At 72.5% G+C, this 15,225-nt stretch carries 11 protein-coding genes; 5 read left to right on the top strand and 6 right to left on the bottom strand.

The window, feature by feature from the left end; translation table 11 throughout:
• A partial coding sequence (locus tag RBJ77_RS05985) for an ATP-dependent helicase C-terminal domain-containing protein (protein WP_372344014.1) occupies positions 1-1,240 on the top strand: 1,240 nt, incomplete at its 5' end.
• On the opposite strand, the gene RBJ77_RS05980 is transcribed toward RBJ77_RS05985, so the two are convergent.
• The 3 genes from RBJ77_RS05980 to RBJ77_RS05970 form a co-directional block, all read right to left on the bottom strand.
• Positions 1,230-2,222: a DUF3068 domain-containing protein gene (locus RBJ77_RS05980; protein WP_372344013.1), complete on the bottom strand. Its 993-nt coding sequence runs from the start codon at positions 2,220-2,222 to the stop codon at positions 1,230-1,232. The genes RBJ77_RS05985 and RBJ77_RS05980 overlap by 11 nt on opposite strands.
• A 15-nt stretch (positions 2,223-2,237) precedes the next feature.
• Positions 2,238-2,372, bottom strand: coding sequence for an SPW_0924 family protein (locus RBJ77_RS05975; protein WP_255981037.1), 135 nt, complete (start codon positions 2,370-2,372; stop codon positions 2,238-2,240).
• Between the two features lie 167 nt (positions 2,373-2,539).
• Complete coding sequence (locus RBJ77_RS05970; protein ID WP_372344012.1) at positions 2,540-4,300, bottom strand: lytic murein transglycosylase; 1,761 nt, start codon at positions 4,298-4,300, stop codon at positions 2,540-2,542.
• Between the two features lie 176 nt (positions 4,301-4,476).
• On the opposite strand from RBJ77_RS05970, the gene RBJ77_RS05965 reads away from it, so the two are divergent.
• Positions 4,477-5,364 (top strand): DUF4184 family protein, encoded by an 888-nt coding sequence (locus RBJ77_RS05965; protein ID WP_372344011.1) that lies wholly within the window; start codon positions 4,477-4,479, stop codon positions 5,362-5,364.
• Here RBJ77_RS05965 and RBJ77_RS05960 read toward each other — a convergent pair.
• A complete protein-coding gene (locus RBJ77_RS05960; RefSeq protein ID WP_372344010.1) occupies positions 5,261-6,247 on the bottom strand; it encodes a serine hydrolase in 987 nt (328 codons plus the stop codon). The genes RBJ77_RS05965 and RBJ77_RS05960 overlap by 104 nt on opposite strands.
• 323 nt (positions 6,248-6,570) lie before the next feature.
• Complete coding sequence (gene polA, locus RBJ77_RS05955) at positions 6,571-9,240, bottom strand: DNA polymerase I (protein ID WP_372344018.1); 2,670 nt, start codon at positions 9,238-9,240, stop codon at positions 6,571-6,573.
• 215 nt (positions 9,241-9,455) lie between these two features.
• On the opposite strand from polA, the gene RBJ77_RS05950 reads away from it, so the two are divergent.
• Both RBJ77_RS05950 and RBJ77_RS05945 read left to right on the top strand, forming a co-directional pair.
• Positions 9,456-11,735, top strand: coding sequence for an FdhF/YdeP family oxidoreductase (locus RBJ77_RS05950; RefSeq protein ID WP_372344009.1), 2,280 nt, complete (start codon positions 9,456-9,458; stop codon positions 11,733-11,735).
• A 60-nt stretch (positions 11,736-11,795) separates the two neighbouring features.
• Positions 11,796-12,266 carry a PaaI family thioesterase gene (locus RBJ77_RS05945; RefSeq protein ID WP_372344008.1) on the top strand — a complete coding sequence of 157 codons (471 nt, stop codon included), beginning with the start codon at positions 11,796-11,798 and terminating at the stop codon, positions 12,264-12,266.
• Here the strand turns inward: RBJ77_RS05945 and RBJ77_RS05940 are convergent.
• Positions 12,256-14,181, bottom strand: a complete 1,926-nt coding sequence (locus RBJ77_RS05940; protein ID WP_372344007.1) for a Xaa-Pro dipeptidyl-peptidase — start codon at positions 14,179-14,181, stop codon at positions 12,256-12,258. The genes RBJ77_RS05945 and RBJ77_RS05940 overlap by 11 nt on opposite strands.
• Before the next feature lie 146 nt (positions 14,182-14,327).
• On the opposite strand from RBJ77_RS05940, the gene RBJ77_RS05935 reads away from it, so the two are divergent.
• The gene (locus RBJ77_RS05935) at positions 14,328-15,059 is read left to right on the top strand and encodes a hypothetical protein (RefSeq protein WP_372344006.1); all 732 of its coding nucleotides are present in this window, start codon (positions 14,328-14,330) and stop codon (positions 15,057-15,059) included.
• Positions 15,060-15,225: the final 166 nt, after the last annotated feature.

Genomic DNA, 15,225 nt, shown 5'->3' with positions numbered 1-15,225 from the left:
TGGCGGCGGAGCGTACCTCGCGACGAACGCCGCCGGCCGGCGACACCGCCGAACTCCACGCGCCCGGCGGCCTGTTGGACCGGGTGGCCGCGCAGGCGGCGCGAGCGGCGCGGGCAGCGCAGTCGGCACAGCCAGCACAGGCGTCACAGGCGGCACAGGCAGCACAGGCGGCTCAGGCGGCGCGAGCGGCACGAGCGGCGCGGGCAGCGCAGGCGGCGCGGGCCACGCGGGCGGCTCAGGAGGCGCAGGCCGCGGGCGTTCGGTGAGTGACGAGCACGCTGTGGGGCTGGTCGCCGCCCTCGCGTTTCCCGAGCGGGTGGCGCGGCGGTCGGGCGGCTCGTGGCTGATGGTGTCGGGGACCCGGGCCGACGTCGGGGACGGTTCGGCGCTGCGGGACGCCGCCTGGGTCGCCGTCGCCGTGGCCGACCGGCCCGTCGGCGCCGGGCACGCGCGGGTGCGGCTGGGGGCCGTCGTCGACGAGGACGTCGCCCGCCGGGCGGCGGGCCGGCTGCTCGCCGAGGGCGACGAAGTGACGTGGGCCGACGGCGAGTTGGTGGCCCGGCACGTCACCCGCCTCGGCGCGGTCGAACTCTCCGTACGGCCGCTGAAGGACCCCGCCCCCGGCCTCGTACGGGACGCTCTCCTCGACGGGCTGCGGCGGGAGGGGCTGGGGCTGCTGCGCTGGGACCGGGACGCCGAGGGGCTGCGGCAGCGGCTCGCCTTCGTGCACCGGCAGCTCGGGGAGCCGTGGCCCGACGTGAGCGACGAGGCGCTGTTCGCGCGGGTCGACGACTGGCTGGAGCCGGAGCTGAGCCGTGCGCGGCGCCGGGCCGACCTGGGCCGGATCGACGCCGGGCAGGCGCTGAAGCGGCTCCTGCCGTGGGCGAGCGGGGATGCGGCGCGCTTTGACGAGCTGGCGCCGGAGCGGGTGGAGGTGCCGAGCGGGTCGCGGGTGCGGGTCGACTACGCCGATCCCGGGCAGCCGGTGCTCGCCGTGAAGCTGCAGGAGATGTTCGGGCTGCAGCGGACGCCGCGGCTGGCCGGGGTGCCGCTCCTCGTGCACCTGCTGTCGCCCGCCGGGCGGCCCGCCGCCGTCACCGCCGACCTCGCCTCGTTCTGGCGCGACGGCTACCGGGCCGTACGGGCCGATCTGCGCGGCCGCTACCCGAAGCACCCGTGGCCCGAGGACCCGGCGGCGGCGGAGCCGACCCGGTTCACGAACGCGCGCCTCAGACGCTGACCGGTTCCGGCTCCCGTGCCGGCGTCCCCTCCGGGTCGCCCGGCCTCCTGCCGCGCGCCTCCAGCCAGAGGGCGAGCGCGAGCAGCAGCGTGCCGAGGATCAGGAAGCCCCAGGGCAGGTAGGAGGTGAGGAGGAGGACCAGGGTGCGCTGGGACTTGACCAGGTCGACGGTCGACCTGATGAAGTCCTCCCGCATCTTGACGTCGCCGGCGAACGCGGTGACCTTGTCGCGGTCACCGAGCAGGGTGCCGCCGCGCATCTCCTCCTTGTGCTGCTCCTCGCCGTAGACGGGGGCGCCGGTGGTGGGGTCCACGAGGAAGGTGCGGACGGTCGTGTACCACATCTGGGTGCCGGTCTTGGCGACGGATTCGGGGGTGATGCCCGCGACCGGGAGCTTCTTGGGGAGGGGCACCCTGGTCCAGGGGATCGTCTGCTCGAAGCGGTAGACGGTGACGCCGCGGAAGTCCTCGGTGCCCTTGTAGTGGATGGGGCGGGTGATGCGGGCGCGCGCGTCGAAGTACTCGTAGTCCCGCTTCTCGGTCAGGAAGGGCCACTTGAACTCGATGCCGTCGCGCTTGACCGCGTCGCCGTCGACGGACTCACCGGTGGCGTGCACGGGTTCCTGGCTGTGGGCGTCGAAGATGTAGCGCTCGGGGATCTGGGAGACGAACTTGCCGTCGGGGCCCACGATGTAGCTGAGGCCGTCCCAGACGACGACGTCCCGCCCGGCGCTCTTCTCGATCTTCTCGGACTCCTCGACGTTGCCCTTGAGCGTCTGTACGACGGTGAGTCGGGGGACCTTCTCGGCCTGCATGGTGCCGTAGTCGATGAGGGTCGCGTCCTTCGCCTCCAGGACCATGGTCTGGTACTGGCTGGGCGGGATCTTGGCGAGGCGCGGGAACGCGTACCAGCGCATCAGCGGGGACAGCGCCGTGAAGAACACGGCGAAGGCGAGCAGGATCAGGCTGGCCTTGCGGCGCATCTCGGCGGCCCTCCTCTACGGGTGCTTCGGAACGGTCGTGAGCAGCGGTTTCGGGGACGTCTCGCCCGGCGGTGCGCCGATCGCCGTCATCGTGAGAACGAGGGCGAACGCCGCGGCCAGTCCGATCGCCGCCGCTATGAGGGCACGCATGTCCGGCCTCCCGAATCTGCATCTGATGGGGCGTCAGGCCTTGCGGTCGGTGCACCGTAGCAATGCCGGGGACAGATGAGAACACGTTGCACAGGACGTACCCGCGACGCACCGAGCCCCCGGCCGATCGTCGGCCGGGGGCTCACGTGCGGTGCGTGCCGCGGGAGTTACGCGGAGGGGCTCGCGGACTCCGTCGGGGTCTCGCTCGCGCCGCCGGACGGGGCCGCGGTCACCTTCAGCTCGACGGTGAGCGTCGCGCCGCCCGTGGTGTTGATCCGCAGCAGGAACGTGCCGGTCGCGTCGTCCGCGTACAGCTTCGGCAGCTCCAGGACGCCGTCGGCGTCCGTCGTGAGGTCCTTGAGGGTGCGGACCGCCTTGCCGTCGGCGTCCTTGAAGTAGGGGCCCTTGTCGGCCTCGGTGGCGTCGTCGGCCGACTTGATGAGCGTGGCCGTCGCCGCGACGCCGTCGGCCACGGCGCCCTTGTACGTCGCCTTCACCTCGACGGCGTCCGCGAACGTGCCGCCCGCGACGCAGCTGAGCTCCTTGTCGCCGGTGCGGGCCAGGGCGTCGGCCTGCCGCGCGGTGACCGTCGCCTTGTAGTCGAGCCCGGCCAGCGAGCGGCCGACGACGGTGGCGCGGACGGTGAACTCGCCGGTCTGCTCGCCCGCCTTGATCGCGGGCGCCGTGGCGACACCCGACGTGCTCGTGGTGACGGTGGCGCTCGTGCCGCCGCCGGAGAACGTCGCCTTCGTGTCGCCCACGATCGCGAACCGCACCTGGACGGAGCCGACACCCGCCCCCGACTTGTTCTTCGCGCGCACCTTGACCCGGTCGGCGAAGGTGTCGCCGGCCGTCGCGGAGAGCGTGCCGGTGCCCGCGTCGGCGAGCGCGGTGACCGACTGGACGGGCGTGGTGGTGGGCGGGGGCGTCGTCGGGTCCGAAGGGCCGGGGCTTCCCGTGCCGCCGCCGGATCCGCCGCCCGAACCGCCGCCGGGTGTCGAACCGCCGCCGCCCGAACCGGGCTTGGACGTGCTGCCGCCACCCGGCGAGCTGGGCGACGGGGACGGCGAGGGGCTCGACCCGGCGGTGCCGGTGCCGCCGCCGCTGGGGTGCTTGGGCAGGACGCCGGTGCCGTTCGGCACCTCGTGCGTGCCCTTGCGGTAGTACTCCAGCCACTTCAGGACCGTGGCGACGTACTCCGAGGACGGGTTGTAGCTGAGGATCGCCTTGTTGAGGTCCGAGGCGTCGGACAGGTCCCAGGAGTAGCGGCACAGGTAGTGGCCGGTGGCGAGGGCCGCGTCGTAGATGTTGTTCGGGTCCTTCTTCCCGTCCCCGTTGCCGTCGCGGCCCGCCCACTTCCAGGTGGAGGGGATGAACTGCATGGGTCCGACGGCCCGGTCGTGGACCGTGTCGCCGTCGTAGGAACCACCGTCGGTGTCGGTGATCTTCGCGAACCCGTTGCCGTTCAGGACCGGGCCGAGGATCGGGCTGAGCGTCGTGCCGTTCTCGTCGACGTTGCCGCCGCGGGCCTGGCCCGACTCGACCTTGCCGATCGCGGCGAGCAGCTGCCACGACATGTTGCAGCCGGGCTTGCTCGCCGCCAGCTCGGCGGCCGCCTTCTTGTACGCGTCCAGGACCGTGGCCGGGATGCCGGCCTCGGCGTCGCCCGTGTTCGCGCCGGGGCCGCCGGGGGTGGCGGTCGGGTCGTCGGTGGGGCTGTCCAGCGGCGGCAGATCGGTGAAGTAGTCGGGTCCGGTCGCCGCGTCGGGCGTGTCGTCGGAGCGGTCCGCCGCGGAGGAGTTGCCGTTGTCCGCCTGCGGGGTGGTCACGCCCGGCGCCTGGGAGGCGGAGAGGGCCGCCACTGCCGCCGCGGCGACCGCGGCCGTCATGACACCCCTGCGCAGCCGCTTGCCGAATACCGCCGCCATGCCGCGAACCCCTCCCGTGGACACCGTTGTCGTACGCTCCCCAGCGCACGGACGCAGCCGACACTACGACAACTTCCGCCGCGCAGGTACCTGTTCGTGCCCGGTATTTCCCGGTTGGCCGCGTACGCGTTCCCGTACCCTTCGACGCTTGTCGCATTCGTCCAGAGGGGGGCCTCTTGCCGTTCACCATCAGTCATGCCGCGGCGGTGCTGCCGTTCGTCCGGCGGGACGGTTCGGGCCGGGGGCGGCTCGTGCCGTCGCTGCTCGTGGCCGGCTCGTTCGCGCCGGACGTCACGTACTTCGCGGCGAGCGCGGTGCCGGGCGCCATGGAGTTCGGTGCGTTCACGCACTCCTTCGCCGGTGTGTTCACGGTGGACGTGCTGCTCGCGTGCGCCCTGGTGGCGCTGTGGCGGCTGGTCAGGGAGCCGGTGCTGGCGCTGCTGCCCCGGCGGGTTTGGGGGCAGGTGACGGCGGTGGCCGTCGGCCGGCCGGCCGGGCGGGACCGCCGGTGGCCGCTGTGGTGGTACGTCTCGGCGGCGCTCGGCGCGACGACCCACGTGGTGTGGGACGCCTTCACGCACCTGGACCGGTGGGGCACGAGGGTCCTGCCCGTGCTCGGCGAGGAGATCGCGGGCTCACCGCTCTACTGGTACGCGCAGTACGGGGGTTCGGCCCTCGCGCTCGTCGTCGTCGGGGTGTTCCTGTGGTGGGCGGTGCGCGGCGCCGCCGGCCGCGCCGACGCCGCCGACGGTCCCTGGCCGCCGTCCGGGGGCGAGCGGTGGCTGGCCCTCGCCCTGATCGGCGGGTGCGCGGCCGGCTGCGGGGCGGTGCGGGTGGTGCGCTGGCTGTCCTACGTCGACGGGGCCGGTCTCGCCTGGCGGCCCTGGGAGATCGTGCCGACGGTGTGCTTCGGGGCGGGGGCGGGGCTCGTCCTCGGGCTCGTGCTGTACGCGGTGGTGATCAGGGTGCGGCGCCGTCCGGGCGGGCGGGGCGGTCCGACGGGGCGTACGGGTAAGGGAGTTGAGGCGCGTCCGGTGGCACCGAGCCGTCCGGGACCTCGCTGATCTCGTCGGCCGGGGTGTAGCCGCGGCCGACCGCACGGCCCTTGTTGAGGGCGCGGTGGACGGCGTGGGCGACCCGCTCGACGGTGCGCACGCCGTACGTCATGGACGGGTTGTCGTGGCTGAGCACGGCGAGGCGGTAGCTGCGGCCGCCGCCGGTGAACACGCCGATGCTGTGGATGCGCCAGCCGTGCGTGGCGCGGGGCAGCCAGCCGTTCTTCAGGTGGGCGCGCAGTCCGCGCGGCATCCCGGCGGGCACGCCCCACCGCTGGTCCTTGCGCACCTCGCTCATCAACTGGATCCCGAAGGCACGGGACTTGGCGCCGAGGAAGGAACGCGGGCCGCTGAGCGCGCCGAGCAGTCGCAGCTGGTCGGCGGCCGTGGTGCGGGTCAGTCCCCACAGGCCGTAGGGGCCGAGGCTGGTGCGGGTGGTGCCGGCGCGGTGCAGTGTCGAGGCGAGGTACGGGTGCCCCAGGTCGTTCCACAGGCGGCTCGCGGCGGAGTTGTCCGAACTGCGGATCATGGGGCGGACGTTGCGCCGCTCCCAGCCGGTGAGGGCGCGGCCCCGGGCGGCGGCTCGGCGCAGCGTCGCCTCCATCATCAGGACCTTGACGAGGGACGCCGAGTCGTAGCGGGTGCCCTGGGCGAGGGTGCAGCTGGCCTTGGTGCGGTCGTCGTACAGGGCGAGCGAGACGGTGCCGCCGCGCCGGGCCAGCGCGGTGCGCAGGTCGCGGGTGAGCTGTTTGGCGAGGGCCGGGTTCTTGGGGGCGCGGCAGGTGGGGGTGCGCTCCGCCGCGGCCGCGGGGGGTGCGGTGCCGCCGAGCAGGGCTGTGGCCACCAGGAGGGCCGTCGTCGTGAGATTCCGGCGGGTGGGGTGTGGGGGCATTTGCCCATGGTGGGGGCGGGGGTGGGGTGGGGCGCGGCGTAGGGGCTGAACGGGCGGTTCGACTCCACCGGGTGGGGGGCGCTCCGCGGGGGCGGGGGGCGTTCTGCGTGTGCCGCGTGGGGGTGTGGCGGCGGGTGCGGGTGCGTGGGGCTTCTCGCGCAGTTCCCCCGCGCCCCTGAAGGCCTGCGGCTTCGCCGCTGCCTCCCCACGGAGTGCGCCCCTGGAGATCGCGCACGAAGTGCGCATCTCCAGGGGCGCGGGGAACTGCGCGAGAAGCCCCCACGCACCCGCGGAGGACCACCTGCGCGACCAGCCCGGAGGGACTAGTGGGCCGCGGACTCCCAGTCCGGGCCCACGCCCACCGAAACATCCAGCGGCGCCCGGAGGGTCACCGCGTCGGCCATCTCCCGGCGGACCAGCTCCTCCAGTGCCGCGGCCTCCCCGGGCGCCACCTCCAGCACGATTTCGTCGTGGACCTGGAGCAGCATCCGGGACGTCAGCCCCGCCTCCGCGAGCGCCTTGTCCACGTTCAGCATCGCGATCTTCACGATGTCCGCGGCCGTGCCCTGGATCGGCGCGTTCAGCGCCATCCGCTCGGCCATCTCGCGCCGCTGCCGGTTGTCCGAGTTCAGGTCGGGCAGATAGCGGCGGCGGCCGAGCATCGTCTCCGTGTACCCGGTGGCGCGCGCCTCGTCGACGACCCGCCGGAGGTAGTCGCGCACCCCGCCGAACCGCTCGAAGTACGTGTCCATCAGGGCACGCGCCTCGCCCGCCTCGATGTTCAGCTGCTGGGAGAGGCCGAAGGCGGACAGTCCGTAGGCCAGGCCGTACGACATCGCCTTGATCTTGCGGCGCATCTCCGCGTCGACCGCGGAGCGCTCCACGCCGAACACCTGCGAGGCGACCGTGGTGTGCAGGTCCTCGCCGGAGGTGAACGCCTCGATGAGGCCCGCGTCCTCGGACAGGTGCGCCATCACGCGCAGCTCGATCTGGCTGTAGTCGGCCGTCATCAGCGACTCGAAGCCCTCGCCGACCACGAAGCCGCGGCGGATCGCGCGGCCCTCGTCCGTGCGGACCGGGATGTTCTGCAGGTTCGGGTCGGTCGAGGAGAGGCGGCCGGTCGCCGCCACCGTCTGGTTGAACGTGGTGTGGATGCGGCCGTCGGCGGCGATCGTCTTGATCAGGCCCTCGACCGTGACGCGCAGCTTCGCCTGCTCGCGGTGGCGCAGCATGATGACGGGCAGCTCGTGGTCCGTCTGCGTCGCCAGCCAGGCCAGCGCGTCCGCGTCCGTCGTGTACCCGGTCTTCGTCTTCTTCGTCTTGGGCAGGTCCAGCTCGCCGAAGAAGACTTCCTGGAGCTGCTTGGGGGAGCCGAGGTTGAACTCGTGGCCCACGGAGGCGTGCGCCTCCTTCACCGCCTGCTGGACGGCGCCCGCGAACATCTGCTCCATGGCCTCCAGATGGGCGCGGTCGGCCGCGATGCCGTGCCGCTCCAGGCGGGCGAGGAGCGTGGACGTGGGCAGCTCGATGTCCTTGAGGAGGTCCGCGGCGCCGACCTCCTTCAGTCGCTCGCCGAACGCCTCGCCCAGGTCGAGGATGGCGCGGGCCTGCACCATGAGCGCGTCGGCCTCGGCCTGGTCGTCCTCGTCCGTGCCGAAGGCCAGCTGTCCGTCGGCCGCGCCGGCCGGGGCGAGCTCGCGGCCCAGGTACTCCAGGGACAGCGCATCGAGGGCGAAGGAGCGGCGGCCGGGCTTGACCAGGTACGCGGCGAGCGCCGTGTCCATGGTGATGCCCTCGACGCTCCAGCCGTGCTCGGCGAAGACCCGCATGACGCCCTTGGCGTTGTGCAGGACCTTCGGCTTCTTCGCGTCGGCGAGCCAGGCGGCGAACGCCTTCTCGTCGGCCTCGTCCAGCGTCGACGGGTCGAACCAGGCGGCCTCTCCCCCCGCGGCGGCGAGCGCGATCTCGCTGACCGTGCCCGTGCCCAGCGACCAGGTGTCGACCGTCGCGAGACCCAGGACGGCCTTGGCGTGCTCGGTCAGCCACGGGGCGACCTCGCCGGTGCCGAGGACCTTTCCGTCCAGCTCGACGCCGGGCTCGGCCGGCGCCTGCTCGGCCTCCTCCGCGCCCGGGTCGACGGCGAACAGGCGCTCGCGCAGCGACGGGTTCCGGATCTCCAGGGTGTCCAGGACCATCGCGATCGTGGTGCGGTCGTACGCCTGCCGCTCCAGGTCGCCGACGCCCTTGGGCAGCTCGACGTCGCGCACCATCTCGGTGAGCCGGCGGTTGAGCTTGACGGCCTCCAGGTGCTCCCGCAGGTTCGCCCCGGCCTTGCCCTTGACCTCGTCGGCGCGCTCGACCAGCTCGGCGAACGAACCGAACTGGTTGATCCACTTCGCGGCCGTCTTCTCGCCGACGCCAGGGATGCCCGGGAGGTTGTCCGACGGGTCGCCGCGCAGCGCCGCGAAGTCCGGGTACTGGGCGGGGGTCAGGCCGTACTTCTCCTGGACCTTCTCCGGCGTGAACCGGGTCAGCTCGGAGACGCCCTTGGTCGGGTACAGCACCGTCACGTTCTCCGTGACCAGCTGGAAGGAGTCGCGGTCACCGGTGACGATGAGGACCTCGAAGCCCTCGGCCTCGGCCTGCGTGGCGAGCGTGGCGATGACGTCGTCCGCCTCGAAGCCGTCGACGGCGAAGCGCGGGGTGTGCATCGCGTCGAGCAGCTCGCCGATCAGCTCGACCTGCCCCTTGAACTCGTCGGGCGTCTTCGACCGGTTCGCCTTGTACTCGGTGAACTCCTCGGAGCGCCACGTCTTGCGGGACACGTCGAACGCCACCGCGAAGTGCGTGGGCGACTCGTCGCGCAGGGTGTTCGCCAGCATCGACGCGAAACCATAGATCGCGTTCGTCGGCTGGCCCGTCGCCGTCGTGAAGTTCTCCGCGGGCAGCGCGAAGAACGCGCGGTACGCCAGCGAGTGCCCGTCCATGAGCATCAGCCGGGGGCGCCCACCTGCACCGCTGCCCGTCGCCTTCGTCGCGGTTGTCTTCGCCGTTTTCGCTGCTTTCTCTGCCACGTCCCCGATCCTGCCACGCCCCACTGACAGTGCGGCCCACCCCGACCGGGCGGCGGCGCCGTCGGACCCCCGTGCGAGGATCGGAGACGTACCTCACAGCACGCTCGCAGGACCCGCTCGAAGGGGAGCACGACATGGCCAGCAAGCCGCCCGCGTCAGACCCGGTCCAGGACGCGCCGCAGGTCGCGGCGCCGCAGCACCACGCCGCTGGGCTGCCGGCCGTCAAGCACTCCCTCAAGATCGCCCGCGAGCAGATGGGCGTGAAGCGCACCGCGCTGACACTGCTGAGGGTCAACCAGAAGGACGGCTTCGACTGCCCGGGCTGCGCCTGGCCCGAGCCGGAGCACCGGCACGCGGCGGAGTTCTGCGAGAACGGGGCGAAGGCGGTCGCCGAGGAGGCCACGCTGCGCCGGGTGACCCCGGAGTTCTTCGCCGCCCACCCGGTCGCGGACCTCGCGACGCGCTCCGGGTACTGGCTGGGCCAGCAGGGCCGGCTCACCCACCCCATGTACCTGGCCGAGGGCGCCACGCACTACGAGCCGGTGCCGTGGGAGCGCGCCTTCGACATCATCGGCGAGGAGCTCGACGCGCTCTCCTCCCCCGACGAGTCGGTCTTCTACACGTCGGGCCGGACCAGTAACGAGGCGGCGTTCCTCTACCAGCTGTTCGCCCGCGAGTTCGGCACGAACAACCTGCCCGACTGTTCGAACATGTGCCACGAGTCGTCCGGTTCGGCGCTGACGGAGACCATCGGCATCGGCAAGGGCAGCGTCCTCCTGGAGGACCTGTACAAGGCGGACCTGATCATCGTCGCCGGGCAGAACCCGGGCACGAACCATCCGCGGATGCTCTCCGCCCTGGAGAAGGCGAAGGCGGGCGGCGCGCGGATCATCTCGGTGAACCCGCTGCCGGAGGCGGGTCTGGAGAAGTTCAAGAACCCGCAGACGCCGAAGGGCCTCACCAAGGGCGCCTCGCTCACCGACCTGTTCCTGCAGATCCGGCTCGGCGGCGACCAGGCCCTCTTCCGCCTCCTGAACAAGCTGGTCCTGGAGACGGAAGGCGCCACCGACGACGCGTTCATCGCCGAGCACACCCATGGCTTCGAGGAGTTCGCCGCCGCCGCGCGGGGCGCCGACTGGGACGAGACGCTGACGGCGACCGGCCTGTCCCGCGCCGACATCGAGCGGACCCTGGAGATGGTGCTCGCCTCCAAGCGCACCGTCGTGTGCTGGGCGATGGGCCTCACCCAGCACAAGCACTCGGTGCCGACGATCCGCGAAGTGGTCAACTTCCTGCTGCTGCGCGGCAACATCGGCCGTCCGGGCGCGGGCGTCTGCCCGGTGCGCGGCCACTCGAACGTGCAGGGCGACCGCACCATGGGCATCTTCGAGCGCCCCGCCCCGGCGTTCCTGGACGCCCTGGAGAAGGAGTTCGGGTTCGCTCCGCCGCGCGAGCACGGCTTCGACGTCGTCCGCGCCATCCGCGCGCTGCGCGACGGCGAGGCGAAGGTCTTCTTCGCCATGGGCGGCAACTTCGTGGCCGCTTCCCCCGACACCGAGGTCACCGAGGCGGCCATGCGCCGGGCCCGCCTCACCGTCCACGTGTCGACGAAGCTGAACCGCTCGCACGCCGTCACCGGCGCCCGCGCCCTGATCCTGCCCACCCTCGGCCGCACCGAGCGCGACCTCCAGGGCAGCGGCGAGCAGTTCGTGACGGTCGAGGACTCCATGGGCATGGTGCACGCCTCCCGCGGCCGCCTCGACCCCGCGAGCAAGCACCTCCTGTCCGAGCCCGCCATCGTGGCCCGCCTGGCCCGCCGCACCCTCGGCGAGGACTCCCGCACGCCCTGGGAGGAGTTCGAGAAGGACTACGCGACGATCCGCGACCGCATCGCCCGCGTCATCCCCGGCTTCGAGGACTTCAACGCGCGCGTCGCGAACCCGTCCGGCTTCGCCCTGCCGCACGCCCCGCGCGACGAGCGCCGCTTCCCGACCGCCACCGGCAAGGCCAACTTCACGGCCGCCCCGGTCGAGTACCCGCGGCTGCCCGAGGGCCGGCTGCTGCTGCAGACGCTGCGCTCGCACGACCAGTACAACACCACGATCTACGGCCTGGACGACCGCTACCGCGGGATCAGGAACGGCCGGCGGGTCGTCCTGGTGAACGCCGAGGACGCCAAGGACCTGTCCCTGGCCGAGGGGTCGTACGTGGATCTGGTCAGCGAGTGGAGCGACGGCGTCGAGCGGCGCGCGCCCGGCTTCCGCGTCGTGCACTACCCGACGGCCCGCGGCTGCGCGGCGGCGTACTACCCGGAGACCAACGTCCTGGTGCCGCTCGACGCCACCGCGGACACCAGCAACACCCCCGCGAGCAAGTCCGTGGTCGTCCGCCTGGAACAATCGAGGACCGACTGAGCGTTTGCTCAGCCAGTTGTCACCTCCCGCACGCAGGCACGACGGACGGAGCCGGCCCCCATGGGCGAGCAGAACCACGTGAAGTTCCCGCAAGAGGTCATCGACGAGTACGCGGCGCTCGGCGTCGACCTGCCCGCCCTGTTCTCCGCCGGGCACCTCGGCACCCGGATGGGCATCGAGATCAAGGAGGCCTCGGCCGACCGCGTGGTCGGCACGATGCCCGTCGAGGGCAACACGCAGCCGTACGGCCTGCTGCACGGCGGCGCCTCCGCCGTCCTCGCCGAGACCCTCGGCTCGGTCGGCTCGATGCTGCACGGCGGCCTCGGCAAGATCGCCGTCGGCGTCGACCTGAACTGCACGCACCACCGCGGCGCCCGCTCCGGCCTGGTCACGGGCGTGGCGACACCCGTGCACCGCGGCCGCTCCACGGCGACGTACGAGGTCGTCATCACCGACGAGCAGGACAGACGGGTCTGCACGGCCCGTCTGACCTGCCTCCTCAAGGAAGCTCCCGCGGCGCCTACCGCGTAGCGGGCGCCGTCGGCAGCGTCACCGAGCCGGCCCCGGCGCGCACGGTCATCGTCGTGCCCGCCGGGTACCGCAGGGTGTAGTCGTAGTCGGTCGAGATCAGCACCAGGCCGAGCCGGTGCCCGGCCTTGAAGACGTAGTCCTGCGGCTGCAGGTCCCAGCGCAGCCGGTACTCCCGGCCCTCGACGACCTTGCTCTGGCGCGCGTACGAGTCGCGGTTGCGGGCGTCGAGCCAGCCCCGCGTCACGATCTTGAAGTCCGCGCTCTGCGTGGCGTGCCTCGTCCGGTAGGCGCAGCCGGTCTCGCCGGGCAGTCCGGGCACGCCCTCGCCGTAGCAGACCTGCTGCGTGGTGTCGGTGACCGTCCCGGACGTCGCGCGGGTGTCCTTTCCGTAGTCGACGAGCAGCGCCGTCACGTAGGGCGACGTACCGGAGAGTGACGAACGCACGTCGACCTCGGGCACTCCGTTGAGCCGTACGTCACGGTCGAGGGGCCCGGTCGTGTACGCGAGCCGGTTCGGGTTCGCCGCGTCCGGTGACGTCACGAGCTGCTCGGCGGGGACGGTGCGGCCCGCGTCGGTCAGCGACTGCACGGTGGCCGGGCCCGCGGAGCGGCCGAGGGAGCCGTCGGCGCGCAGCCGCAGCGTCGTGTCCCGGGTGCCGGGGGCGGGCCAGTCCCGCTGCTGACGCCAGCTGAAGTCGGCCTGCTCGACGTCGACTTGGGGTTCCTTCGTGATGCCGTTGTCGATGCCGTAGAGGTAGTGGTCGAACCAGTGGTGGACCTGGCGCAGCCACTCCTCCATGCGCAGCGGCATCGGGTTGGTGTGCCCGGCCTGGTGCAGCCACAGCTTGCGCGGGACGTGGTTCTTCTTGAGCGCCTCCCACAACTGGCCCGCGTTCTTGGTCTTCACGTTCCAGTCGTTGAGCCCGTGCACGACGAAGACGCCCGCCTTGATCTTCCGGACGTCCTTGAGGTAGTCGCGCTCGGCCCAGTACGGGGACCAGTCACCGGTCACCCGGTCCTGGTCGCGCTCCAGGCCGGCCAGGACGGGCTTGCAGACCTCCCGGTCGGCGCGCGAGTACACATACTTGGCGAGCACGTCGGTGTCCTCGCCCTGGAACGTGCCGGGGGCGACGACGCCGCCGTTCGCACGGTAGTAGTCGTACCAGGAGGAGATCCCGGAGATCGGCACGATCGCCTTGAGGCCCTCGACTCCCGTACTGGCGACGGCCGTCGGCAGGGTGCCGTTGTAGGAGATGCCCATCATCGCGGCGTTGCCGGTGGACCAGCCGGCCTCGACGGGACGGCCGTCGAGGTCCCAGCCCCGCGCGCGGCCGTTCAGCCAGTCGATCGCGGCCTTCGCGCCCAGCGTCTCGTTGCGGCCGCCGGAGGTCGGGCAGCCGGTGGACCCGCCGGTGCCGAGGCTGTCGACCTGGGCCACGGCGTAGCCACGGGGCAGGAAGTAGTTGTCGTAGTAGCCCGAGTACGCGACCGCGGGGCCGGTCAATCCCGGTTTGCCCGCGGCCTGTCGGCGCTTCGCGGGCAGTCCGTCCTCGTCGAGGTCGACGCCGTGGTTGGGGACGTCGTTGCCGCCCGCCCAGTACGGGCTGGCCTCGACGATCGTGGCGACCTTCAGGCCCGCCGTGTCCGTCTCCTTCGGGCGCAGGATCCGCATCCGTACGGTGTCGCGCGTGCCGTCGCCGTCACTGTCGACCTCCGTGCGGATGTCGACCTGCTGGTAGACGGCGTCGGCGCGGGAGAAGACGGGCTGCGTCTCCTGGCCCGTCACCGTCAACCCGGCGTGCGGCTGCGGGGGTTGGGCGGCGTACGCCGAGGGGGCGGCCAGGGCCGCCGTCAGCGCGCACACCACGGCCAGGCCGCGGACGCGGCGCCGTCTCTTGCCGGGGGATCTCACCATCGTGCCTCCAGGGGCGCGGTAAGGGAGTTCACTCGCGGGACGCGTGTATTGCACCGCGCCGCGCCCCGACCCACCAGAGGGCCTGCCCAACTCACGTGATCGCCCGGACCGTTGGCGGACGGCGGCGCTCCGGCTTACCGTCGAGCATGACCGGCATCGGGCCCGTGGAGGAGTACGACCCCGGCGACGACTCCCCGCCCCCGGCCGACGCGACCGGCGCCGACTCCCCACCCCCGGCCGACGTGACCGGCGCCGACTCCCCGCCCCCGGCCGACGTGATCGGCGCCGACTCCCCACGCCTGCACGAGCGTTGGGCCGCGCTGCCCGCGCGCAGGCGCCGCACCGCCCTGCTGCTCGCGGCGGTCGCCGCCGCCGTGGCCGTCCTGCTCCTGCTGCGCCCCACCCCGGCCGACCCCGCGCCGTCGCCGCCGCCCGCCGACGCGACGCTGCTGGACTACGACGGTCCCGGCATGGAGAACGGAACGTTCCGGTTCACCGTCCGGGTCAGCTCGGGCAGCCCGGTGACCCTGCGCCAACTGGACGCCTGGATCCCCGAATTGGGAGCCTCCACCACACCGCGGCTGCCACTGACAGTGAAGGCGGGCGAGCCCCGGTTCCTCGTCGTCTGGCTCTCCGTCTACCACTGCCCCGGACTCCCCCGCGACCTCGACCAGCCGCGCCTGGAACTGACCCTGCGCAACCAGCGGGCACAGCAGCAGCACAGCTTCGTCTTCGGCGACCCGCTCAGCCGCGACCTGCTCGCCTTCCTGCGCGCCAACTGCGGCCCGGCGATGCCGCCCCCGGCACCCGCGCCGCCCGCCGGGACCCTCCGGCCGATCTCACATGGCGGTAACACTCAGTTACCTCTGTCGCAATGAAGCAATGCAAGCCTCACGCCATCGCGCGCACGCCCCCAAATCCCCCCACACACCCCCGGCGCGCGGCGCCCCCGCGCGCGCCCCGTAAGGATCAAGATCAATTCAAGTTCCTTAGCGGAACTGGGAGTTCTCGGTATGTGAACAACTGGTTGCCGTCCACATAAGT

Origin of the sequence: Streptomyces sp. KL116D (assembly GCF_030766975.1) — a bacterium.
GTDB classification, from domain to species: domain Bacteria; phylum Actinomycetota; class Actinomycetes; order Streptomycetales; family Streptomycetaceae; genus Streptomyces; species Streptomyces longispororuber_A.
The sequence above is the reverse complement of the archived record's forward strand: the minus strand, read 5'-3'. Positions and strand labels throughout refer to the sequence as shown.

Coding starts and splice junctions, on each gene's coding strand:
- RBJ77_RS05980 (WP_372344013.1), bottom strand. CDS start 2,222: ATGCGCCGCAAGGCCAGCCTGATCCTGCTCGCCTTCGCCGTGTTCTTC.
- RBJ77_RS05975 (WP_255981037.1), bottom strand. CDS start 2,372: ATGCGTGCCCTCATAGCGGCGGCGATCGGACTGGCCGCGGCGTTCGCC.
- RBJ77_RS05970 (WP_372344012.1), bottom strand. CDS start 4,300: ATGGCGGCGGTATTCGGCAAGCGGCTGCGCAGGGGTGTCATGACGGCC.
- RBJ77_RS05960 (WP_372344010.1), bottom strand. CDS start 6,247: ATGCCCCCACACCCCACCCGCCGGAATCTCACGACGACGGCCCTCCTG.
- polA (WP_372344018.1), bottom strand. CDS start 9,240: ATGCTCATGGACGGGCACTCGCTGGCGTACCGCGCGTTCTTCGCGCTG.
- RBJ77_RS05950 (WP_372344009.1), top strand. CDS start 9,456: ATGGCCAGCAAGCCGCCCGCGTCAGACCCGGTCCAGGACGCGCCGCAG.
- RBJ77_RS05945 (WP_372344008.1), top strand. CDS start 11,796: ATGGGCGAGCAGAACCACGTGAAGTTCCCGCAAGAGGTCATCGACGAG.
- RBJ77_RS05940 (WP_372344007.1), bottom strand. CDS start 14,181: ATGGTGAGATCCCCCGGCAAGAGACGGCGCCGCGTCCGCGGCCTGGCC.
- RBJ77_RS05935 (WP_372344006.1), top strand. CDS start 14,328: ATGACCGGCATCGGGCCCGTGGAGGAGTACGACCCCGGCGACGACTCC.